This window comes from Streptomyces sp. NPDC051913, assembly GCF_044593635.1.
Taxonomy (GTDB): Bacteria; Actinomycetota; Actinomycetes; order Streptomycetales; family Streptomycetaceae; genus Streptomyces.
Map to the genome: position 1 here is coordinate 660,055 of NZ_JBIUCI010000003.1, position 13,862 is coordinate 673,916.

Genomic DNA, 13,862 nt, shown 5'->3' on the forward strand with positions numbered 1-13,862 from the left:
AAGATGTACGACCCCACAGTCGCCCGACTCACCTACCGGGCCCTGCTCGGCCGCCGCCGGGCCCTCATCCTGGGCGCCCTGCCCCTGCTGCTGATCGTGATCTCCGTGATCGTGCGCGCCCTGGTCGGCGCCGACGACCAGACCGCGTCCGACCTGCTCGGCGGTCTCGCACTGGCCACGATGGTGCCGATCATCGGCGTCATCGCCGGCACCGGCGCGATCGGCCCGGAGATCGACGACGGCTCGGTGGTGTACCTGCTGTCCAAGCCGATCAAGCGGCCCACGATCATCTTCACCAAGCTCATCGTCGCGATCGCGGTCACCATGGTCTTCTCGGCCCTGCCGACCCTGATCGCGGGCCTCGTCCTCAACGGCAACGGCCAGCAGATCGCCGTGGCCTACACCGTCGCCGCGCTGGTCTCCTCCATCGCCTACGCCGCGCTCTTCCTGCTCCTGGGCACGGTCTCCCGGCACGCGGTCGTCTTCGGCCTCGTCTACGCCCTCGTCTGGGAGGCCCTGTTCGGCTCCCTGGTCTCCGGGGCGCGCACCCTCAGCGTCCAGCAGTGGTCGCTCGCCGTCGCCCACAAGGTCGCCGGCGGGGATCTGGTCACCTCGGACGTGAGCCTGCCGACGGCGACGGTGCTGCTGGTCGTGGTGACGGTGGCGGCGACCTGGTACGCCGGGCAGAAGCTGCGCACGTTGAAGCTGGCGGGCGAGGAGTAGACGCCGCGCCTATTGACGGGGGCTTCACGTCTGCCCAGGCAAACTGGGCAGACGGGGATGTACGACTAGGAGGAACGGGGATGGCGGACGCGTACGACGACCGACAGGCACGCTCCGGGGACGACACCTGGAACGACCTCGTCCTGGACGAGGACTTCATACGCTCCGCGGAGACCTCCGAGCCGTCCGCCCGGGCCCGTATGCTCGCCGCCCGCTGGCGCGACGAGGCTCCGGAACCGCAGCCCTGGCGCTCCGACGAACCGCCGGCGGGGTGGTTCTTCAGCAGGGCCCGTCGCAGGTGGTGGCGCAAGTAGCCGAACACCCGGCCGTTTTATTCGGTGGCGCCCAACTCGGCGTACAGGCACGATGGTTGTGTCCACGCGGCCGGGACCGACCGGCGCCACTGACCGGGGAGGTGTTCGACGATGTCCATGCACGGCAGTCCGTCGAGCACCCTTCAGGGCAGTCCGCGGAGGACTCCGGTGTAGTTACCCCACCGTCGAGTCCACCGCACCGGAACTGCCCGGGGCGGCCGCTTCGAGCACGCGATGTCGCTCTCGCGTGGGCCGCCCACCCGGAGGATTGGCCGAGAGGCAAGGCACCGGCTTGCTAAGCCGAGGTCGGGGGAAACTCCGCGCACGTTCGATCCGTGCATCCTCCGCAAGACACGATTAGGTTCAGACGCCATGGCAGACACAGCAGGCATGGCGGACATTCCGGATGTTGTGGAACCCATCCACTACATCGACCGCTCGGACATCCGAGAGGGCAGACTCGCCGAGGTCAGGGCCGGCATGCGGGACTTGGCCGACTTCATCGAGGCCCGCGAACCGCAGCTCGCATGAACTCCATCGACGTCTACGGCCGACCGGGCCCGGCGGCAGCGGAACAGCTCCGCCGCAAGGCCGAGATGCTGGGCGGCGGCACCGTCACCATCCACACCTTGCAGGCAGGGTTCAGCCGCTTCACCGACGCGTCCTAGAGCCCTCAGCCGAGCAACCGCTCCAGCACCACGGCGATCCCGTCCTCCTCGTGGGAGGACGTCACCTCGTCGGCCACCGCCTTGAGCTCCTCATGGGCGTTGGCCATGGCCACGCCCCGAGCCGCCCAGCCGAACATCGGGATGTCGTTGGGCATGTCACCGAAGGCGATCGTGTCCGCGGCCTTCAGACCCAGCCGGCGTGCCGCCAACGACAGACCCGTCGCCTTCGACAGCCCCAGCGGCAGCAGCTCCACGATGCCCGCGCCCGCCATGGCGACGTTCACGAACCCGCCCGCCGCCTGCCGCGAGGCCTCCGCCAGCTCGTCGTCCGACAGCTCCGGATGCTGTATGTAGATCTTGTTCAGCGGCGCGGTCCACAGATCGGCCGAGTCCGTGAAGGGAGTGGCGGGCAGATCGCCGGTGAGCGCGTAGCCCTGCCCCACCAGCACCTCCCCGTCCAGCCCGTCCCGGCTGGCGGCCAGATACAGCGGACCGACCTCCGCCTCGATCTTCGCGAGGGCGACCCCGGCCAGCTGCCGGTCCAGCGTCACGGACGTCAGCAGCCGGTGCGCGCCCGCGTCGTACACCTGCGCGCCCTGCCCGCACACCGCGAGGCCCTCGTAGCCGAGGTCGTCGAGGATGTGCCGGGTCCACGGGACCGCGCGGCCGGTCACCACGATGTGCGCGGCACCGGCCGCCGTGGCCGCGGCGAGCGCGGCACGGGTGCGGTCCGAGACCGACTCGTCGGAGCGCAGGAGCGTCCCGTCGAGGTCGGTCGCGATCAGCCGGTAAGGGAATCCCCCGGCCGCGGTCGAAGGCGCGTCGCTCACTTGGAGATCGGCTCCAGGACCTCACGGCCGCCCAGGTACGGGCGCAGCACCGCGGGGACGTGGACGGAGCCGTCGGCCTGCTGGTGGTTCTCCAGGATCGCCACGATCGTGCGCGGTACGGCGCACAGCGTGCCGTTGAGAGTCGCCAGCGGCTGCACCTTCTTGCCGTCGCGCATGCGGACGGAGAGACGGCGGGCCTGGAAGCTGTCGCAGTTGGACGCCGAGGTCAGCTCGCGGTACTTGCCCTGGGTCGGGATCCACGCCTCGCAGTCGTACTTGCGGGAGGCGGAGGCGCCCAGGTCGCCCGAGGCGACGTCGATGACCTGGAACGGCAGCTCCAGACCGGTCAGCCACTGCTTCTCCCAGTCCAGGAGCCGCTTGTGCTCGTTCTCGGCGTCCTCGGGGGCGACGTACGAGAACATCTCGACCTTGTCGAACTGGTGCACGCGGAAGATGCCCCGGGTGTCCTTGCCGTACGTGCCGGCCTCGCGGCGGAAGCACGGCGAGAAGCCGGCGTAGCGCATGGGCAGCTGGTCGGCCTCCAGGATCTCGTCCATGTGGTACGCGGCGAGCGGGACCTCGGAGGTGCCGACCAGGTAGTAGTCGTCCTTCTCCAGGTGGTACACGTTCTCCGCGGCCTGGCCGAGGAAGCCGGTGCCCTCCATGGCGCGCGGGCGGACCAGCGCGGGGGTGAGCATCGGGACGAAGCCGGCCTCGGTGGCCTGGGCGATCGCCGCGTTGACGAGCGCGAGCTCCAGGAGGGCGCCGACGCCGGTCAGGTAGTAGAAGCGCGAGCCGGAGACCTTCGCGCCGCGCTCGACGTCGATGGCGCCCAGCGCCTCGCCGAGCTCCAGGTGGTCCTTGGGCTCGAAGCCCTCGGCGCCGAAGTCGCGGATGGTGCCGTGCGTCTCCAGGACGACGAAGTCCTCCTCGCCGCCGACGGGCACGTCGGGGTGGACGAGGTTGCCGAGCTGGAGGGCGAGGCGCTTGGTCTCCTCGTCGGCCTCGTGCTGCTCGGCGTCGGCCGCCTTGACGTCGGCGGCCAGCTGGCCCGTCTTCTTCAGCAGCTCGGCCTTCTCGTCCCCGGAGGCCTTGGGAATGAGCTTGCCGAGCGACTTCTGCTCGGAACGCAGCTCGTCGAAGCGGACGCCGGACGACCTGCGCCGCTCGTCGGCGGACAGGAGAGCGTCGACGAGCGCGACGTCCTCTCCACGGGCGCGCTGGGACGCGCGCACTCGGTCGGGGTCCTCACGAAGCAGGCGAAGGTCAATCACGCGCTCAAGGCTACCGGTGCCGGATGTGAGCCCACGACTCACTATTCCGAACTACGCCTTACATACCGTTATGGGTGAATTGCCCTCTGTGTTCGCCCGTGTCAATAAAAGGTGTCTCACTCCCTGGAACGAAGCAGGTCCAGGTTCCTGGTTGACTGGATTTCCTTGTGGAGAACGGGATTTGAGGGCGGCTCTGTCCACAGGAATCCACACCCCGAACGAGTTATCCACAGGCTGTGCGAAAGATCTGTGGACTTCGGAATTGATCATTCCGATCCAGGGATGCCGGGCGAGGAATTCCCGTTCCAAACCGTCTTCACGCCCACTTTCGAGTGGAAATGGGTCGCCCCAAAGGATTGATCGATGGAAACGGGTGGACGAAGGGTGACCTGTGGGGCTGTGGACGAAGTTGGGTGCTGTAGGCCGATTTGTCGACTAGGTAGTGGTTCCGTGTCGACTTGTCCCCAGGTCGAGAAGGCAGCCTGTGGATAACTCCTGTGGATAACGAAAATATGCAGGTAAGAGCGGCCGGAAACCTGCGGGAAACCTGCGGGTCGCCTGCGGGACGTCGTTCAGAAACGCCCGTCCTGGCAGCGCGCCACCCAGTCCGACGCCGCCACGAACTCGTCGTCCGAGGTTCCGCGCAGCGGTCGGCGCACCTCGCCCTCGGAGGCGTCCGCACGCGGGTACGAACCGAGGAACCGGACCTCCAGGCAGATCCGCTTGAGCCCCATGAGGGCCTCGGCGACCCTGCGGTCCGAGATGTGGCCCTCGGCGTCGATGCAGAAGCAGTAGTTGCCGATGCCGGCGCCGGTGGGCCGGGACTGGAGCAGCATCAGGTTGATGCCGCGGGTGGCGAACTCGCCGAGCAGGTCGCGCAGGCCGCCGGGGTGGTCGTCGCGCTGCCACAGCACGACGGAGGTCTTGTCGGCGCCGGTCGGTGCGGCGGGCCGGGCGGGCCGGCCGACCAGTACGAAGCGGGTCTGGGCGTTCTCGGCGTCGTGGATGCCGGTCTCCAGGGCCTCCAGACCGTACAGGGCCGCGGCGAACTCACCGGCGAAGGCGGCGTCGTACTGGCCTTCCTGGACGAGCCGGGCGGCGTCCGCGTTGGAGGCGGCGGACTCCCAGCGGGCGTCCGGGAGGTTCTTCTTCAGCCAGTTGCGGACCTGCGGCTGGGCCGCGGGGTGCGCGGAGACGGTCTTGATCTCCGAGAGCGTGGTGCCGGGACGCACCAGCAGCGCGAAGGTGATCGACAGCAGCACCTCGCGGTAGATCATCAGGGGTGCGCCCGCGACCAGTTCGTCGAGGGTGGTGGTGATGCCGCCCTCGACGGAGTTCTCGATCGGCACGAACGCGGCCTCGGCCTCCCCGGCCCGCACCGCGTCCAGCGCGGACTGCACGGACACGTACGGGATCAGCTCCCGTGTGGCCGCCTCCGGAAGCCTGCGCAGAGCGGCTTCGGTGAAGGTGCCCTCGGGACCGAGATACGCATAGCTCGCTGGCATGACCTCACCCTAGCCTCAGAGCCGCGGAGCCCCTCATCCCTCCAGCAGCCCCTGTCCCACGTACTCCCCCTCCGCCGCCCCGCCCGGCACCGCGAAGAGGCCGCTGGACTCGTGGCGGATGTACTGGGACAGCGCGTCACCGCGATCGAGCTTGCGCTGGACGGGGACGAAGCCGCGCAGCGGGTCGGCCTGCCAGCAGACGAAGAGCAGGCCCGCGTCCGGGACACCGTCCGTGCCGATGCCGTCGTGGAAGGACCAGGGGCGGCGGAGCATTGCCGCGCCCCCGTTCTGGTCGGGCCGGGTGATCCGGGAGTGGGCGTTGAGGGGGACCACCAGGTCGCCCTTGGCGTCGGTCTTCTCCAGGTCCATCGCGGTCGTCTCGGAGCCCCCGGTCAGGGGCGCCCCGTTCGCCTTGCGCCGCCCGATGACCTGCTCCTGCGCCGTCACCGTGAGCTGCTCCCAGTCGTCGAGGAGCATGCGGATACGGCGTACGACGGCGTAGGAGCCGTTCGCCATCCACGCGGGGTCTGCTGACGCGGGGACGAAGATCCGGCGGTCGAAGTCCGGTTCCGCCGGCTTCGGGTTGCGGGTGCCGTCGATCTGGCCCATCAGGTTGCGTGCCGTCATGGGCTGGGCGGTGGCGCCCGGTGAGCGGTTGAAGCCGTTCATCTGCCAGCGGACCTTCGCGGCGGCGCCCGCGTCCTTCTGGATCGCGCGCAGGGCGTGGAAGGCGACCAGGGCGTCGTCGGCGCCGATCTGCACCCACAGGTCGCCGTTGCTGCGCGCCTGGTCGAGTTGGTCGGAGGAGAAGGCGGGCAGTGGGTCGAGGGCGACCGGCCGCTGTTTCTCCAGTCCGGTCCGGGTGAAGAAGCTGTGGCCGAAGCCGAAGGTGATCGTCAGCGCGGACGGGCCGGCGTCACGGGCGACATCCGTGTCGCCGGACGCCGTCGCCTCGCCCGCCATCAGCCGCCGGGCCGTCTGCGACCAGCGGCGCAGCAGTGCTGCCGCGCCCTTGCGGCCGGCTCCGGCCGCCAGGTCGAAGGCGACGAGGTGGCCGCGGGCCTGGAGGCCCTGGAGGATGCCGGGCTGATGTTTCCCGTGAAACATCGCCTCCTCGGCGCCGAGCGAGGTGAGCGGTGTGGCCTCGGCGGGCCGGGCGGTGTACCCCACGGCTCCGCCGGCGGCGCCGAGCACGAGCCCGGTGGCACCGGCGGTGCCCAGCAGTCGGCGTCGCGAAAGGCCCTCCTTGGGGAGGGCGCTTTCCGCAGCGCCGTCATTAACTGCCCTCTCGGCGGTCCGGGCCTCCGGGATGGACTGGTCAGCCATGGTGGGTCAGCCGATCTGCGCGTTCTTGGAGACGGTGGTCTGGTCGATGTCGGAGGTCCGCACGGTGACGGCGACCTTCCAGTCGCCCGCCATGGGGAGCTGTACCCCGCTGGCGGTCCAGTGGCCGGTGGTGATGCGGTCGGGGGTGACGGGCAGCGGTCCGATGTTCTTGGCCTCGAGGGTGAAGGACACCTTCACCTCGGGCACGTCGAAGGCGCGGCCGTTGGGGCGTTCCACATAGACGTGCATCTCGTTGGCGCCGACCCGCGCGGGGTTGAGGTCGACCCGGGCGATGCCCTTGCCGTCCTCGCCGCCGGTGTCGAAGGGGATGTCCAGGGTGACCGCCGAGGATGTGTCCGCGGACGACGACGAGGAGGAAGCGGACGAGGACGTGGCGGCCTTGGCCTCCTCCTCGGTGCGTCCGGGTTCGGTCTGGGTCAGCACGGTGGTGACGGCGAGCAGGACGACGGCGACGCCCGCCTCGGCGAGTACCGAGCGGCGCAGTCCGAACCGGTCGGGGTCGGCGTCCCGCTGCCGCTTGCGCCGGGCGGTGTCGACGGCGGCCTGCTGCCGGGCGAGCTGGGCGGCCCGCCCGGAGTCGGCGCCGGCCGCTCCGGCGCTGACGTGCGCCTTCTCCCGTACGACCGTCTCGTCCGCGTCGCCCGCCTCCGGGGCCTCCGTTTCCGACTCTTCGATGACGGCCTGCGCGGCTGCCGTGTCTCCCAGTCGTGCCGTCCAGCGTCGTGAGATCCACGCGATGCCGACGAGCAGGGCCACGAGCCCGATCTTGACGAGCAGCAGCTGTCCGTAGGTGGTCTCGGTGAAGGCGGACCAGGAGCCGAGTTGTCTCCACGACTGGTAGACGCCGGTCGCGACGAGGGTGACGACGGAGGTGAAGGCGAGGGTGGAGAAGCGGCGTACGGCGGAGCGCTCGATGGGGGTGTCCGCGCGGTACAGCGCCACGAGGAGGGCGCACAGGCCGCCCAGCCAGGCGGCGACGGCGAGCAGGTGGAGCACGTCGACGGGCATCGCGATGCCCGTCTGGAGGCCGGTGGAGGCGTGCTCGGCCATGGCCCAGCTCGCGGCGAGTCCGGCGGCGACCACGGTGCCGCCGATCGCGAGCCCGAAGGTCAGGTCGCGCTTCTCCTCGTCCTCGCGTTTGTCGTAGGCCCCGAAGAGCACGGCGATGAACAGTGCGGCCGCGCTGAGCAGCAGCAGTCGGGAGACCAGCGCGGCGCCGGTCTTGGTCTGCAGGACCTGGCCGAGCAGGCTCAGGTCGAAGACGTCGCCGAAGGTGCCGGAGCCGGTGTAGGAGCCGCGCAGGAGCAGCAGCAGAAGGGTGGCGGCGGCGAGCGCGAGCCATCCGGAGACGACGAGCCGCTGTACGGCCCGTACTCCGGAGCCGCGCTGCCAGCAGGCGAGGACGAAGGCGGCGCCGCCGACCATGACGATGAAGCCGGCGTAGGAGACGTAGCGGCCGAAGCCGTAGAGCCAGCCGACGGCTCCGCCTCCGGCGGTCTGGTCGGAGACCGAGACGCTGGTTCGGGAGGGGGCGCCGATGGAGAAGGTGTAGGCGCCGGCGACGGGGTGGCTGTCCTCGGAGACGACCTGGTAGGTGACGGTGTACGTGCCGTCGGGCAGGCCGCTGTGCAGGGAGACGGCGTAGGTGGTGCCGCTGACGTTGGCCGGCTTGCCCTCGTCGACGCGCTTGCCCTTGGGGTCGAGGACCCGCAGCGAGCCGTCGGACATCGCGACCTTCTCGGAGAAGGTGAGCGAGACCTGGTCGGGGGCCTTGGCGACCACCGTCCCCTGTTGGGGGTCGCTGCCGGTCAGCGCGGCGTGCGCGGAGGCCGGCCCGGCGCCGGCGAGGAGCAGTCCGGTGGCCGCGAGGAGCAGCAGTACGAGGACCCGCACGCGGGGGGCGATGGTCTGCGTCAAGGTGGTCCCTCCCTCAGTGCCCGGTCTTGGGGGTGTACGTCGCGGACTTCACCGGCATCTCGACGGTGACCGGGTCGGAGTCGGCGAAGTGCAGTTCGACGGAGACGGTCTGGCCCTGCTTGGGCTGGTGCTTCAGCTTCTCGAACATGAGATGGGTGCCGCCGCTCTTGAACACGAGTTGACCGTGGGCGGGTACGTCGAGGCGGTCGGCCTGCTGCATGGCGGAGTCGACCGTCTCGTGCATGGTGACCTCGCCGAGGTCACTGGTCACGGACGTCAGTTCGGCCTTCGTACCGCCCTTGTTGGTGACGGTGAGGAAGCCGGCGGCCATCGTGTCGGAGACCGGCTGCGGCATGTAGGCGCCGGCGACGGACAGTTCGGCCTCGCCGCCGTCGGAGGAACCGCAGCCGGTCAGCAGCAGGATCCCGGTCAGGCCGGCGCCGAGGAGGGCGGTGCGCCTCACGGGGTCTGTCCCTTGACGAGCTTGGGGAGGTCCTTGATGTAGTCGTCGACGGTGGCGTCCTCGGTGTAGAGGACGTACCCGCCGTCGGTCTTCGGGGAGAAGGCGACGACCTGGGTGCCGTGGGTCGAGACGATCTTGCCGTTCTTGTCCTTGTGCGGTGCCTCGATGGTGATGCCGAGGGTGCGGGCGCCGGCCTGGATGGTGGCGAAGTCGCCGGTGAGGCCGACGACCTGGGAGTCGATGCCCCCCAGCCACTTGCCGAGGGCCTTCGGGGTGTCCCGGTCGGGGTCGGTGGTGACGAAGACGATCCGCAGGGCGTCCTGCTGGGCCTTGGGCAGCTTGCTCTTGGCGACGGCGATGTTGCTCATGGTCGTGGGGCAGACGTCGGGGCAGTTGGTGTAGCCGAAGTAGATCAGCGTGGGGCGGCCCTCGGTCTGCTCGCGGAGGTCGTACTTCTTGCCGTTCGTGTCCGTGAGGACGAGGTCCGGCTTCTCGAAGGGCTTGTCGAGGACGATGGCGGCCTTGGTGTTGGCCGAGTCCTCGGAGACCACGGAGACGGGTGAGCCGGTGTCGTCACCGCTGCCGCAGGCGGTCAGGGTCAGGGAGGCGGCGGCGAGCAGCGCGGCCGCGGTGAACGTCTTCTTGCGCATAGAGAAATGTCCCAGATGTGAGGGCTCCGGCGTGCACCGGGGGCGGTACGGGCGGCCGTGCCACCCCCGGTGCGACGCGCGGACGGTCGGACTCAGGCGTCGGTGCCCGGGCTGGTGCGGCGGCGGCCGGCGAGCACGCCGTAGGCGACGCCCAGGGCGCCGACGACGATGCCGACGACGCCGAGGACGCGGGCGGTGGTGTCACTGCTGTCGGCGGGGGCGGCGGTCTCGGCGGCGGTGTTCTCGGCCGACTTGGAGTCGTCGGAGGTCTTCTCGGCGTCCGTCGAGCCGTGTGCGTGGCCGTCCTCGGTGGCTTCGGAGAGCGTCAGCACGGGCGCCGGGTTCTCCGGCTCCTCCTGGCCGTCCTGCTGGACCTCGATCCAGCGGACGACCTCCTTGTTGGAGTACGTCTGGATCGCCTTGAAGGTGAGTTCGTCCGCGTCCTCGGGGAGGGCGCCGACGGAGACCGGGAACTTCTGGAAGAAGCCGGGCTGGATGCCCTTGCCGGTGGCGGTCCAGGTGATCTTGGAGACGGCCTGGTCGATCTTCTCGCCGTGCATCTCGATGGGCTTGTCGAGCGTGGCCTTGGTGACCTTGACGTCCCAGCCGTCGATCGGCTCCGGCATCGCGGAGGCGAGCGGGTGGTCGGTCGGGAAGGTGACCTCGAGCTTGGTGGTCGAGGCCTTGTCGCGCTCGTTCGGCACCTTGAAGTCGACGACCGCGTAGCCGCCCTTGGCCGCGGCGCCCTCGGGCTGCACGCTGACGTGGGCGAACGCGGGGGAGGACAGGACGACGACGGCCGAGGCGGTGAGGGCGCCGACGGCGGCGACACGAGAGGTCTTCATGAAAAGGGGCACTCCACTTCGAGAGGTGATTCCGGTGATGAAGAGGGGTACGCGCGCGTGGAGGTGCCGACGGATGTCGGACACGGGCACGCGTACGTGGGCCGCACGACGGCGGCCTCCCCTTCCCGGGAAGTGGCGCGCGTCGTGTCAGGCGGCGAGGACGAGAGCGTCGGTGGCCGGGGGGCCGCGCCTGATCACCGTGTGCTGGAGTGCGGTGGTACGGGGTGTGGGTGGCGCGAGCAGCGCGGTGCGCGGCAGCGCCGGGCCGGTCAGCGGTGCGCCGGGCAGGCCGGCCCGCAGGGCGCGCACGAGGGCGAGCGCCCCGCGCAGGGACCGTACGAGTGCCCCCTCGGCGACCCCGTGCGCCGACAGTTCGGCCAGCCGCAGCAGGGCCAGGTCGCCGTGGCGCAGCAGCCAGCCGGCGGCCAGGGCCGCGAGAACGTGCCCGAGCAGCATCGGCAGGGACGGCAGCAGCGAGACGGAGGAACCGTCCGAGGCGGTGCCCCCGGACATGTCCATGTGTGCGTGCGTGCCCGGGTAGAGACGCGCCTCGGTCAGGATCCGGGCCGCCTGGGCGGGGCTGATCGCCGCCACGGTGGTCCCGCAGACCAGCCGCGCGGCCTGCTCCACGAGTGAGGCGTCGGACATGGAGGACATGGCGGACGCGGGGGCCGTGGTGGTGTGCTGGCCGAGTCCGAACAGCGTGTGCAGCACGACCTGTCCGGTCGTGAGCAGTGCGGCGATGCCCGGCAGCGACCGCACGCGTCCGGCGAGCGGTGCCACGACCGCGACCACCCCGAGGAAGCCCGCGCCCAGGGTCCACAGTGGAACCGTGGCGCAGGAGGCGAGCGTGTGCCCGCCCGCGGCCAGCACGACGCAGACCGCGGCGAACACCGCGGCCCGCAGGACCCGGAGTCCGGTTCCGGTGCGCGCCGTAGGGGGGTGGGGGGCAGTCATGGCGGGCTCATCATCGCACTGGCCTTACCGCGGCCATACGGCAGGTCCACAAGATGACGTACGAGGCCTACGACCGGAAGATCACGTTCTGTGGCGAACCAGCCCCACATACCCCATTCAACGCCCCCTACGCATCCCCCATATGGGCGGCGTCACGTCAACAGTGTGCTTACACCCGGGCACGGGCGGCAATAGGTAACGGTATGTCGAGCCGCGGCCGGGAGGCTGGAGCATGAGCATCTGGTGGTCACTCCATCTGCGGCGCGAGGCTGCGAGCGTTCCGCTCGCCCGGCGGCTGCTGCTCGGCACCATGGAGACCGCGGGCGTCGACCCCGACATCTCCTACGACCTCTCCGTCGCCCTCAGCGAGGCCTGTGCGAACGCCGTCGAGCACGGCGGGGACACCGGGCACGGCGCCACCTCGGAGGCGTACCGCGTCACGGCCTATCTGGACGGCGAGAAGTGCCGGATCGAGGTCGCCGACTCCGGCCCCGGCTTCACCCGGTCCTCCCCGGCGGTGCGCCGCGCGCCCAGCGAGGCGGAGAACGGCCGAGGACTGTGTCTGATCCAGGAGCTCGCCGACCACGTCCACATCGGCAACAAGCCGGGGCGGGGCGGCGCGGTGGTGAGCTTCGACAAGATCCTCAAGTGGAAGAAGGACGCTCCGCTCATGGCGGTCTAGGGCCGTCCGCCAGCGGTGTCCACACGCTTCAACTGCCGTTGTCAGTGCCCCTGGTTAGGGTCGCGGCATGGAGATCGAGCCCGAGGTGCTCCCCGGTGGTGTGGTCATGCGGCTCGCCGCGCCCGGCGACGCCGCCGCGCTGTGCGCCGCCTACGTCGACAACCGCAAGCACCTCCAGCCGTGGGAACCGCGCCGCCCGGAGGACTTCTTCACGGTCGGCGACCAGCGGATACGTCTGGAGGACCGGCTCCGGGAGTTCGCGGAGGGCCGGCTCGTGCCGTGGCACCTGGAGGCCGACGGGCGGATCGTGGGGGCGATCACGCTGACCGGGATCGTCCTGGGCCCCTTCCGCAGCGCCTGTCTCGGCTACTGGATCGCCGCCGACCAGCAGGGCAGGGGGCTGGCGACGGCCGCGGTGGAGCGGGTGTGCGGGGTCGCTCGGGAGACGGTCGGACTGCACCGGATCGAGGCCACCACCCTTGTGGACAACGCGGGTTCGCAGCGGGTGCTGGCGAAGTGCGGCTTCGAGCGGATCGGCCTGGCGCCGCGCTATCTGGCCATCAACGGCGAGTGGCGGGACCACCGGATGTTCCAGAGGATCCTGCACGACGACGATCCCCAGATATGACATAAGCCGTGTAGGCGCCGGTGAACGCAGGGAACTTCAGCTTCCTCAGCATTCACAGGCAGCTCTCAGCGTCCTCCGATCCCGCTGACGGACACCGTCCCTAACTTCCTGATCATGACGGGAAACCACAAGGACAAGACGATCACCCGGCGGCGCGCCATCGCCGTGACGGGCGGCACGGTCGCCGCGGGCGGCCTCGCCATCGCCGGCTACCAGTCGGCCTTCGCCGACACCGAGACCACCGCCGACGCGACCGCCACCGCGTCGGCCACCAGCAGCGCGTGCATGACGCTCATGACGAGCGTCACCGAAGGCCCGTACTACCTCGACGGCGCCCTGGTGAGGAAGGACATCACCGAGGGCAAGAGCGGCGTCCCGCTCACCCTGCGCCTGACCGTGGTCGACGCCACCGACGGCTGCACCCCGGTCCCCGGCGCGGCCGTGGAGATCTGGCACTGCGACGCCTGGGGCTACTACTCCGGCTACACCACGGCCAACCCCGGTGGCTCGGCCCCCGCCGAGAGCGAGGACGGCTCGACCGCCAACGACGCCACCTACCTGCGCGGTTACCAGATCGCCAACGGCAACGGGGTGGTCAAGTTCGAGACGATCTTCCCGGGCTGGTACACCCCGCGCACCTGCCACATCCACGTCAAGGTCCACACCGGCGGCGAGAAGGAGGACGGCACCTACGAGGGCGGCAAGGTCAACTACACCGGCCAGTTCTTCTTCGACGACGACATCGCCCAGGAGATCTTCACCCTGGAGCCCTACTCGAAGCACTCCGGCAGCTACACCACCCTCGACAACGACATGGTGTACGACGGCGGTGGCGCCTCCAGCGGCCTGCTCACCCTGAAGGCCGTGCACAAGAAGGACCCGTCCAAGGGCTACAAGGGCTTCCTCACCCTCGGCATCGACCCCGACGCCGAGAGCACCGGCGCGGGCAGCGGCGGCGGTGGCGGCGGCACGCCCCCGAGCGGCGCGCCGACCGGCGAACCGCCGTCCGACGCTCCGTCCGAAAGTGCCACTGCCTCGGCCTCGGCGTCCTCGTAAGGT

The 13,862-nt window shown here is 70.2% G+C and carries 16 protein-coding genes and 1 tRNA gene; 8 read left to right on the forward strand and 9 right to left on the reverse strand.

Annotated features, from left to right (window positions below; genetic code table 11):
• Positions 1-3: 3 nt before the first annotated feature.
• The 5 genes from ACIHIX_RS12055 to ACIHIX_RS12075 all read left to right on the forward strand — a co-directional run bounded on the left by ACIHIX_RS12055 (position 4) and on the right by ACIHIX_RS12075 (position 1,705).
• Positions 4-723, forward strand: a complete 720-nt coding sequence (locus ACIHIX_RS12055; RefSeq protein WP_399953477.1) for an ABC transporter permease subunit — start codon at positions 4-6, stop codon at positions 721-723.
• 80 nt (positions 724-803) lie between these two features.
• A complete protein-coding gene (locus ACIHIX_RS12060) occupies positions 804-1,037 on the forward strand; it encodes a hypothetical protein (RefSeq protein WP_399953480.1) in 234 nt (77 codons plus the stop codon).
• A gap of 262 nt (positions 1,038-1,299) precedes the next feature.
• Positions 1,300-1,384: transfer RNA gene (locus ACIHIX_RS12065), tRNA-Ser, on the forward strand.
• A 25-nt stretch (positions 1,385-1,409) separates the two neighbouring features.
• Positions 1,410-1,568: a hypothetical protein gene (locus ACIHIX_RS12070; protein ID WP_399953482.1), complete on the forward strand. Its 159-nt coding sequence runs from the start codon at positions 1,410-1,412 to the stop codon at positions 1,566-1,568.
• Positions 1,565-1,705: a hypothetical protein gene (locus ACIHIX_RS12075; protein ID WP_399953485.1), complete on the forward strand. Its 141-nt coding sequence runs from the start codon at positions 1,565-1,567 to the stop codon at positions 1,703-1,705. Before ACIHIX_RS12070 ends, ACIHIX_RS12075 begins: the two co-directional genes overlap by 4 nt.
• Before the next feature lie 5 nt (positions 1,706-1,710).
• Here the strand turns inward: ACIHIX_RS12075 and ACIHIX_RS12080 are convergent, their stop codons facing one another.
• From ACIHIX_RS12080 to ACIHIX_RS12120, 9 genes are all read right to left on the reverse strand, one after another.
• The gene (locus ACIHIX_RS12080) at positions 1,711-2,535 is read right to left on the reverse strand and encodes an HAD family hydrolase (protein WP_399953488.1); all 825 of its coding nucleotides are present in this window, start codon (positions 2,533-2,535) and stop codon (positions 1,711-1,713) included.
• On the reverse strand, positions 2,532-3,809 hold the full coding sequence (serS, locus tag ACIHIX_RS12085) for a serine--tRNA ligase (protein WP_399953491.1): 1,278 nt from the start codon (positions 3,807-3,809) through the stop codon (positions 2,532-2,534). Before serS ends, ACIHIX_RS12080 begins: the two co-directional genes overlap by 4 nt.
• 572 nt (positions 3,810-4,381) lie before the next feature.
• Positions 4,382-5,314: a prephenate dehydratase gene (gene pheA / locus ACIHIX_RS12090; protein WP_399953494.1), complete on the reverse strand. Its 933-nt coding sequence runs from the start codon at positions 5,312-5,314 to the stop codon at positions 4,382-4,384.
• A 33-nt stretch (positions 5,315-5,347) separates the two neighbouring features.
• On the reverse strand, positions 5,348-6,640 hold the full coding sequence (gene efeB, locus ACIHIX_RS12095) for an iron uptake transporter deferrochelatase/peroxidase subunit (RefSeq protein WP_399953497.1): 1,293 nt from the start codon (positions 6,638-6,640) through the stop codon (positions 5,348-5,350).
• Positions 6,641-6,646: 6 nt separating this feature from the next.
• Positions 6,647-8,578, reverse strand: coding sequence for a copper resistance CopC/CopD family protein (locus ACIHIX_RS12100; protein WP_399953499.1), 1,932 nt, complete (start codon positions 8,576-8,578; stop codon positions 6,647-6,649).
• Between the two features lie 13 nt (positions 8,579-8,591).
• Positions 8,592-9,041, reverse strand: a complete 450-nt coding sequence (locus ACIHIX_RS12105; protein WP_399953501.1) for a copper chaperone PCu(A)C — start codon at positions 9,039-9,041, stop codon at positions 8,592-8,594.
• Positions 9,038-9,691: an SCO family protein gene (locus ACIHIX_RS12110; protein WP_399953504.1), complete on the reverse strand. Its 654-nt coding sequence runs from the start codon at positions 9,689-9,691 to the stop codon at positions 9,038-9,040. The genes ACIHIX_RS12105 and ACIHIX_RS12110 overlap by 4 nt, the downstream gene beginning before the upstream one ends.
• Before the next feature lie 92 nt (positions 9,692-9,783).
• Positions 9,784-10,536, reverse strand: coding sequence for a YcnI family protein (locus tag ACIHIX_RS12115; RefSeq protein ID WP_399953507.1), 753 nt, complete (start codon positions 10,534-10,536; stop codon positions 9,784-9,786).
• Positions 10,537-10,683: 147 nt separating this feature from the next.
• Complete coding sequence (locus ACIHIX_RS12120) at positions 10,684-11,493, reverse strand: hypothetical protein (protein ID WP_399953509.1); 810 nt, start codon at positions 11,491-11,493, stop codon at positions 10,684-10,686.
• Between the two features lie 232 nt (positions 11,494-11,725).
• Here ACIHIX_RS12120 and ACIHIX_RS12125 point away from each other — a divergent pair, with 232 nt between their 5' ends.
• The 3 genes from ACIHIX_RS12125 (at position 11,726) to ACIHIX_RS12135 (ending at position 13,859) form a co-directional block, all read left to right on the forward strand.
• A complete protein-coding gene (locus tag ACIHIX_RS12125; RefSeq protein WP_399953511.1) occupies positions 11,726-12,175 on the forward strand; it encodes an ATP-binding protein in 450 nt (149 codons plus the stop codon).
• 67 nt (positions 12,176-12,242) lie between these two features.
• Positions 12,243-12,803: a GNAT family N-acetyltransferase gene (locus ACIHIX_RS12130; RefSeq protein WP_399953513.1), complete on the forward strand. Its 561-nt coding sequence runs from the start codon at positions 12,243-12,245 to the stop codon at positions 12,801-12,803.
• Positions 12,804-12,917: 114 nt separating this feature from the next.
• Positions 12,918-13,859, forward strand: a complete 942-nt coding sequence (locus ACIHIX_RS12135) for an intradiol ring-cleavage dioxygenase (RefSeq protein ID WP_399953515.1) — start codon at positions 12,918-12,920, stop codon at positions 13,857-13,859.
• The last annotated feature ends 3 nt before the right edge of the window (positions 13,860-13,862 follow it).

What these genes read in the sequence shown, in the direction of transcription:
- ACIHIX_RS12055 (WP_399953477.1), top strand. Translation starts at nt 4, where the DNA reads ATGTACGACCCCACAGTCGCCCGACTCACCTACCGGGCCCTGCTCGGC.
- ACIHIX_RS12060 (WP_399953480.1), top strand. Translation starts at nt 804, where the DNA reads ATGGCGGACGCGTACGACGACCGACAGGCACGCTCCGGGGACGACACC.
- ACIHIX_RS12070 (WP_399953482.1), top strand. Translation starts at nt 1,410, where the DNA reads ATGGCAGACACAGCAGGCATGGCGGACATTCCGGATGTTGTGGAACCC.
- ACIHIX_RS12075 (WP_399953485.1), top strand. Translation starts at nt 1,565, where the DNA reads ATGAACTCCATCGACGTCTACGGCCGACCGGGCCCGGCGGCAGCGGAA.
- pheA (WP_399953494.1), bottom strand. Translation starts at nt 5,314, where the DNA reads ATGCCAGCGAGCTATGCGTATCTCGGTCCCGAGGGCACCTTCACCGAA.
- efeB (WP_399953497.1), bottom strand. Translation starts at nt 6,640, where the DNA reads ATGGCTGACCAGTCCATCCCGGAGGCCCGGACCGCCGAGAGGGCAGTT.
- ACIHIX_RS12110 (WP_399953504.1), bottom strand. Translation starts at nt 9,691, where the DNA reads ATGCGCAAGAAGACGTTCACCGCGGCCGCGCTGCTCGCCGCCGCCTCC.
- ACIHIX_RS12115 (WP_399953507.1), bottom strand. Translation starts at nt 10,536, where the DNA reads ATGAAGACCTCTCGTGTCGCCGCCGTCGGCGCCCTCACCGCCTCGGCC.
- ACIHIX_RS12120 (WP_399953509.1), bottom strand. Translation starts at nt 11,493, where the DNA reads ATGACTGCCCCCCACCCCCCTACGGCGCGCACCGGAACCGGACTCCGG.
- ACIHIX_RS12125 (WP_399953511.1), top strand. Translation starts at nt 11,726, where the DNA reads ATGAGCATCTGGTGGTCACTCCATCTGCGGCGCGAGGCTGCGAGCGTT.
- ACIHIX_RS12130 (WP_399953513.1), top strand. Translation starts at nt 12,243, where the DNA reads ATGGAGATCGAGCCCGAGGTGCTCCCCGGTGGTGTGGTCATGCGGCTC.
- ACIHIX_RS12135 (WP_399953515.1), top strand. Translation starts at nt 12,918, where the DNA reads ATGACGGGAAACCACAAGGACAAGACGATCACCCGGCGGCGCGCCATC.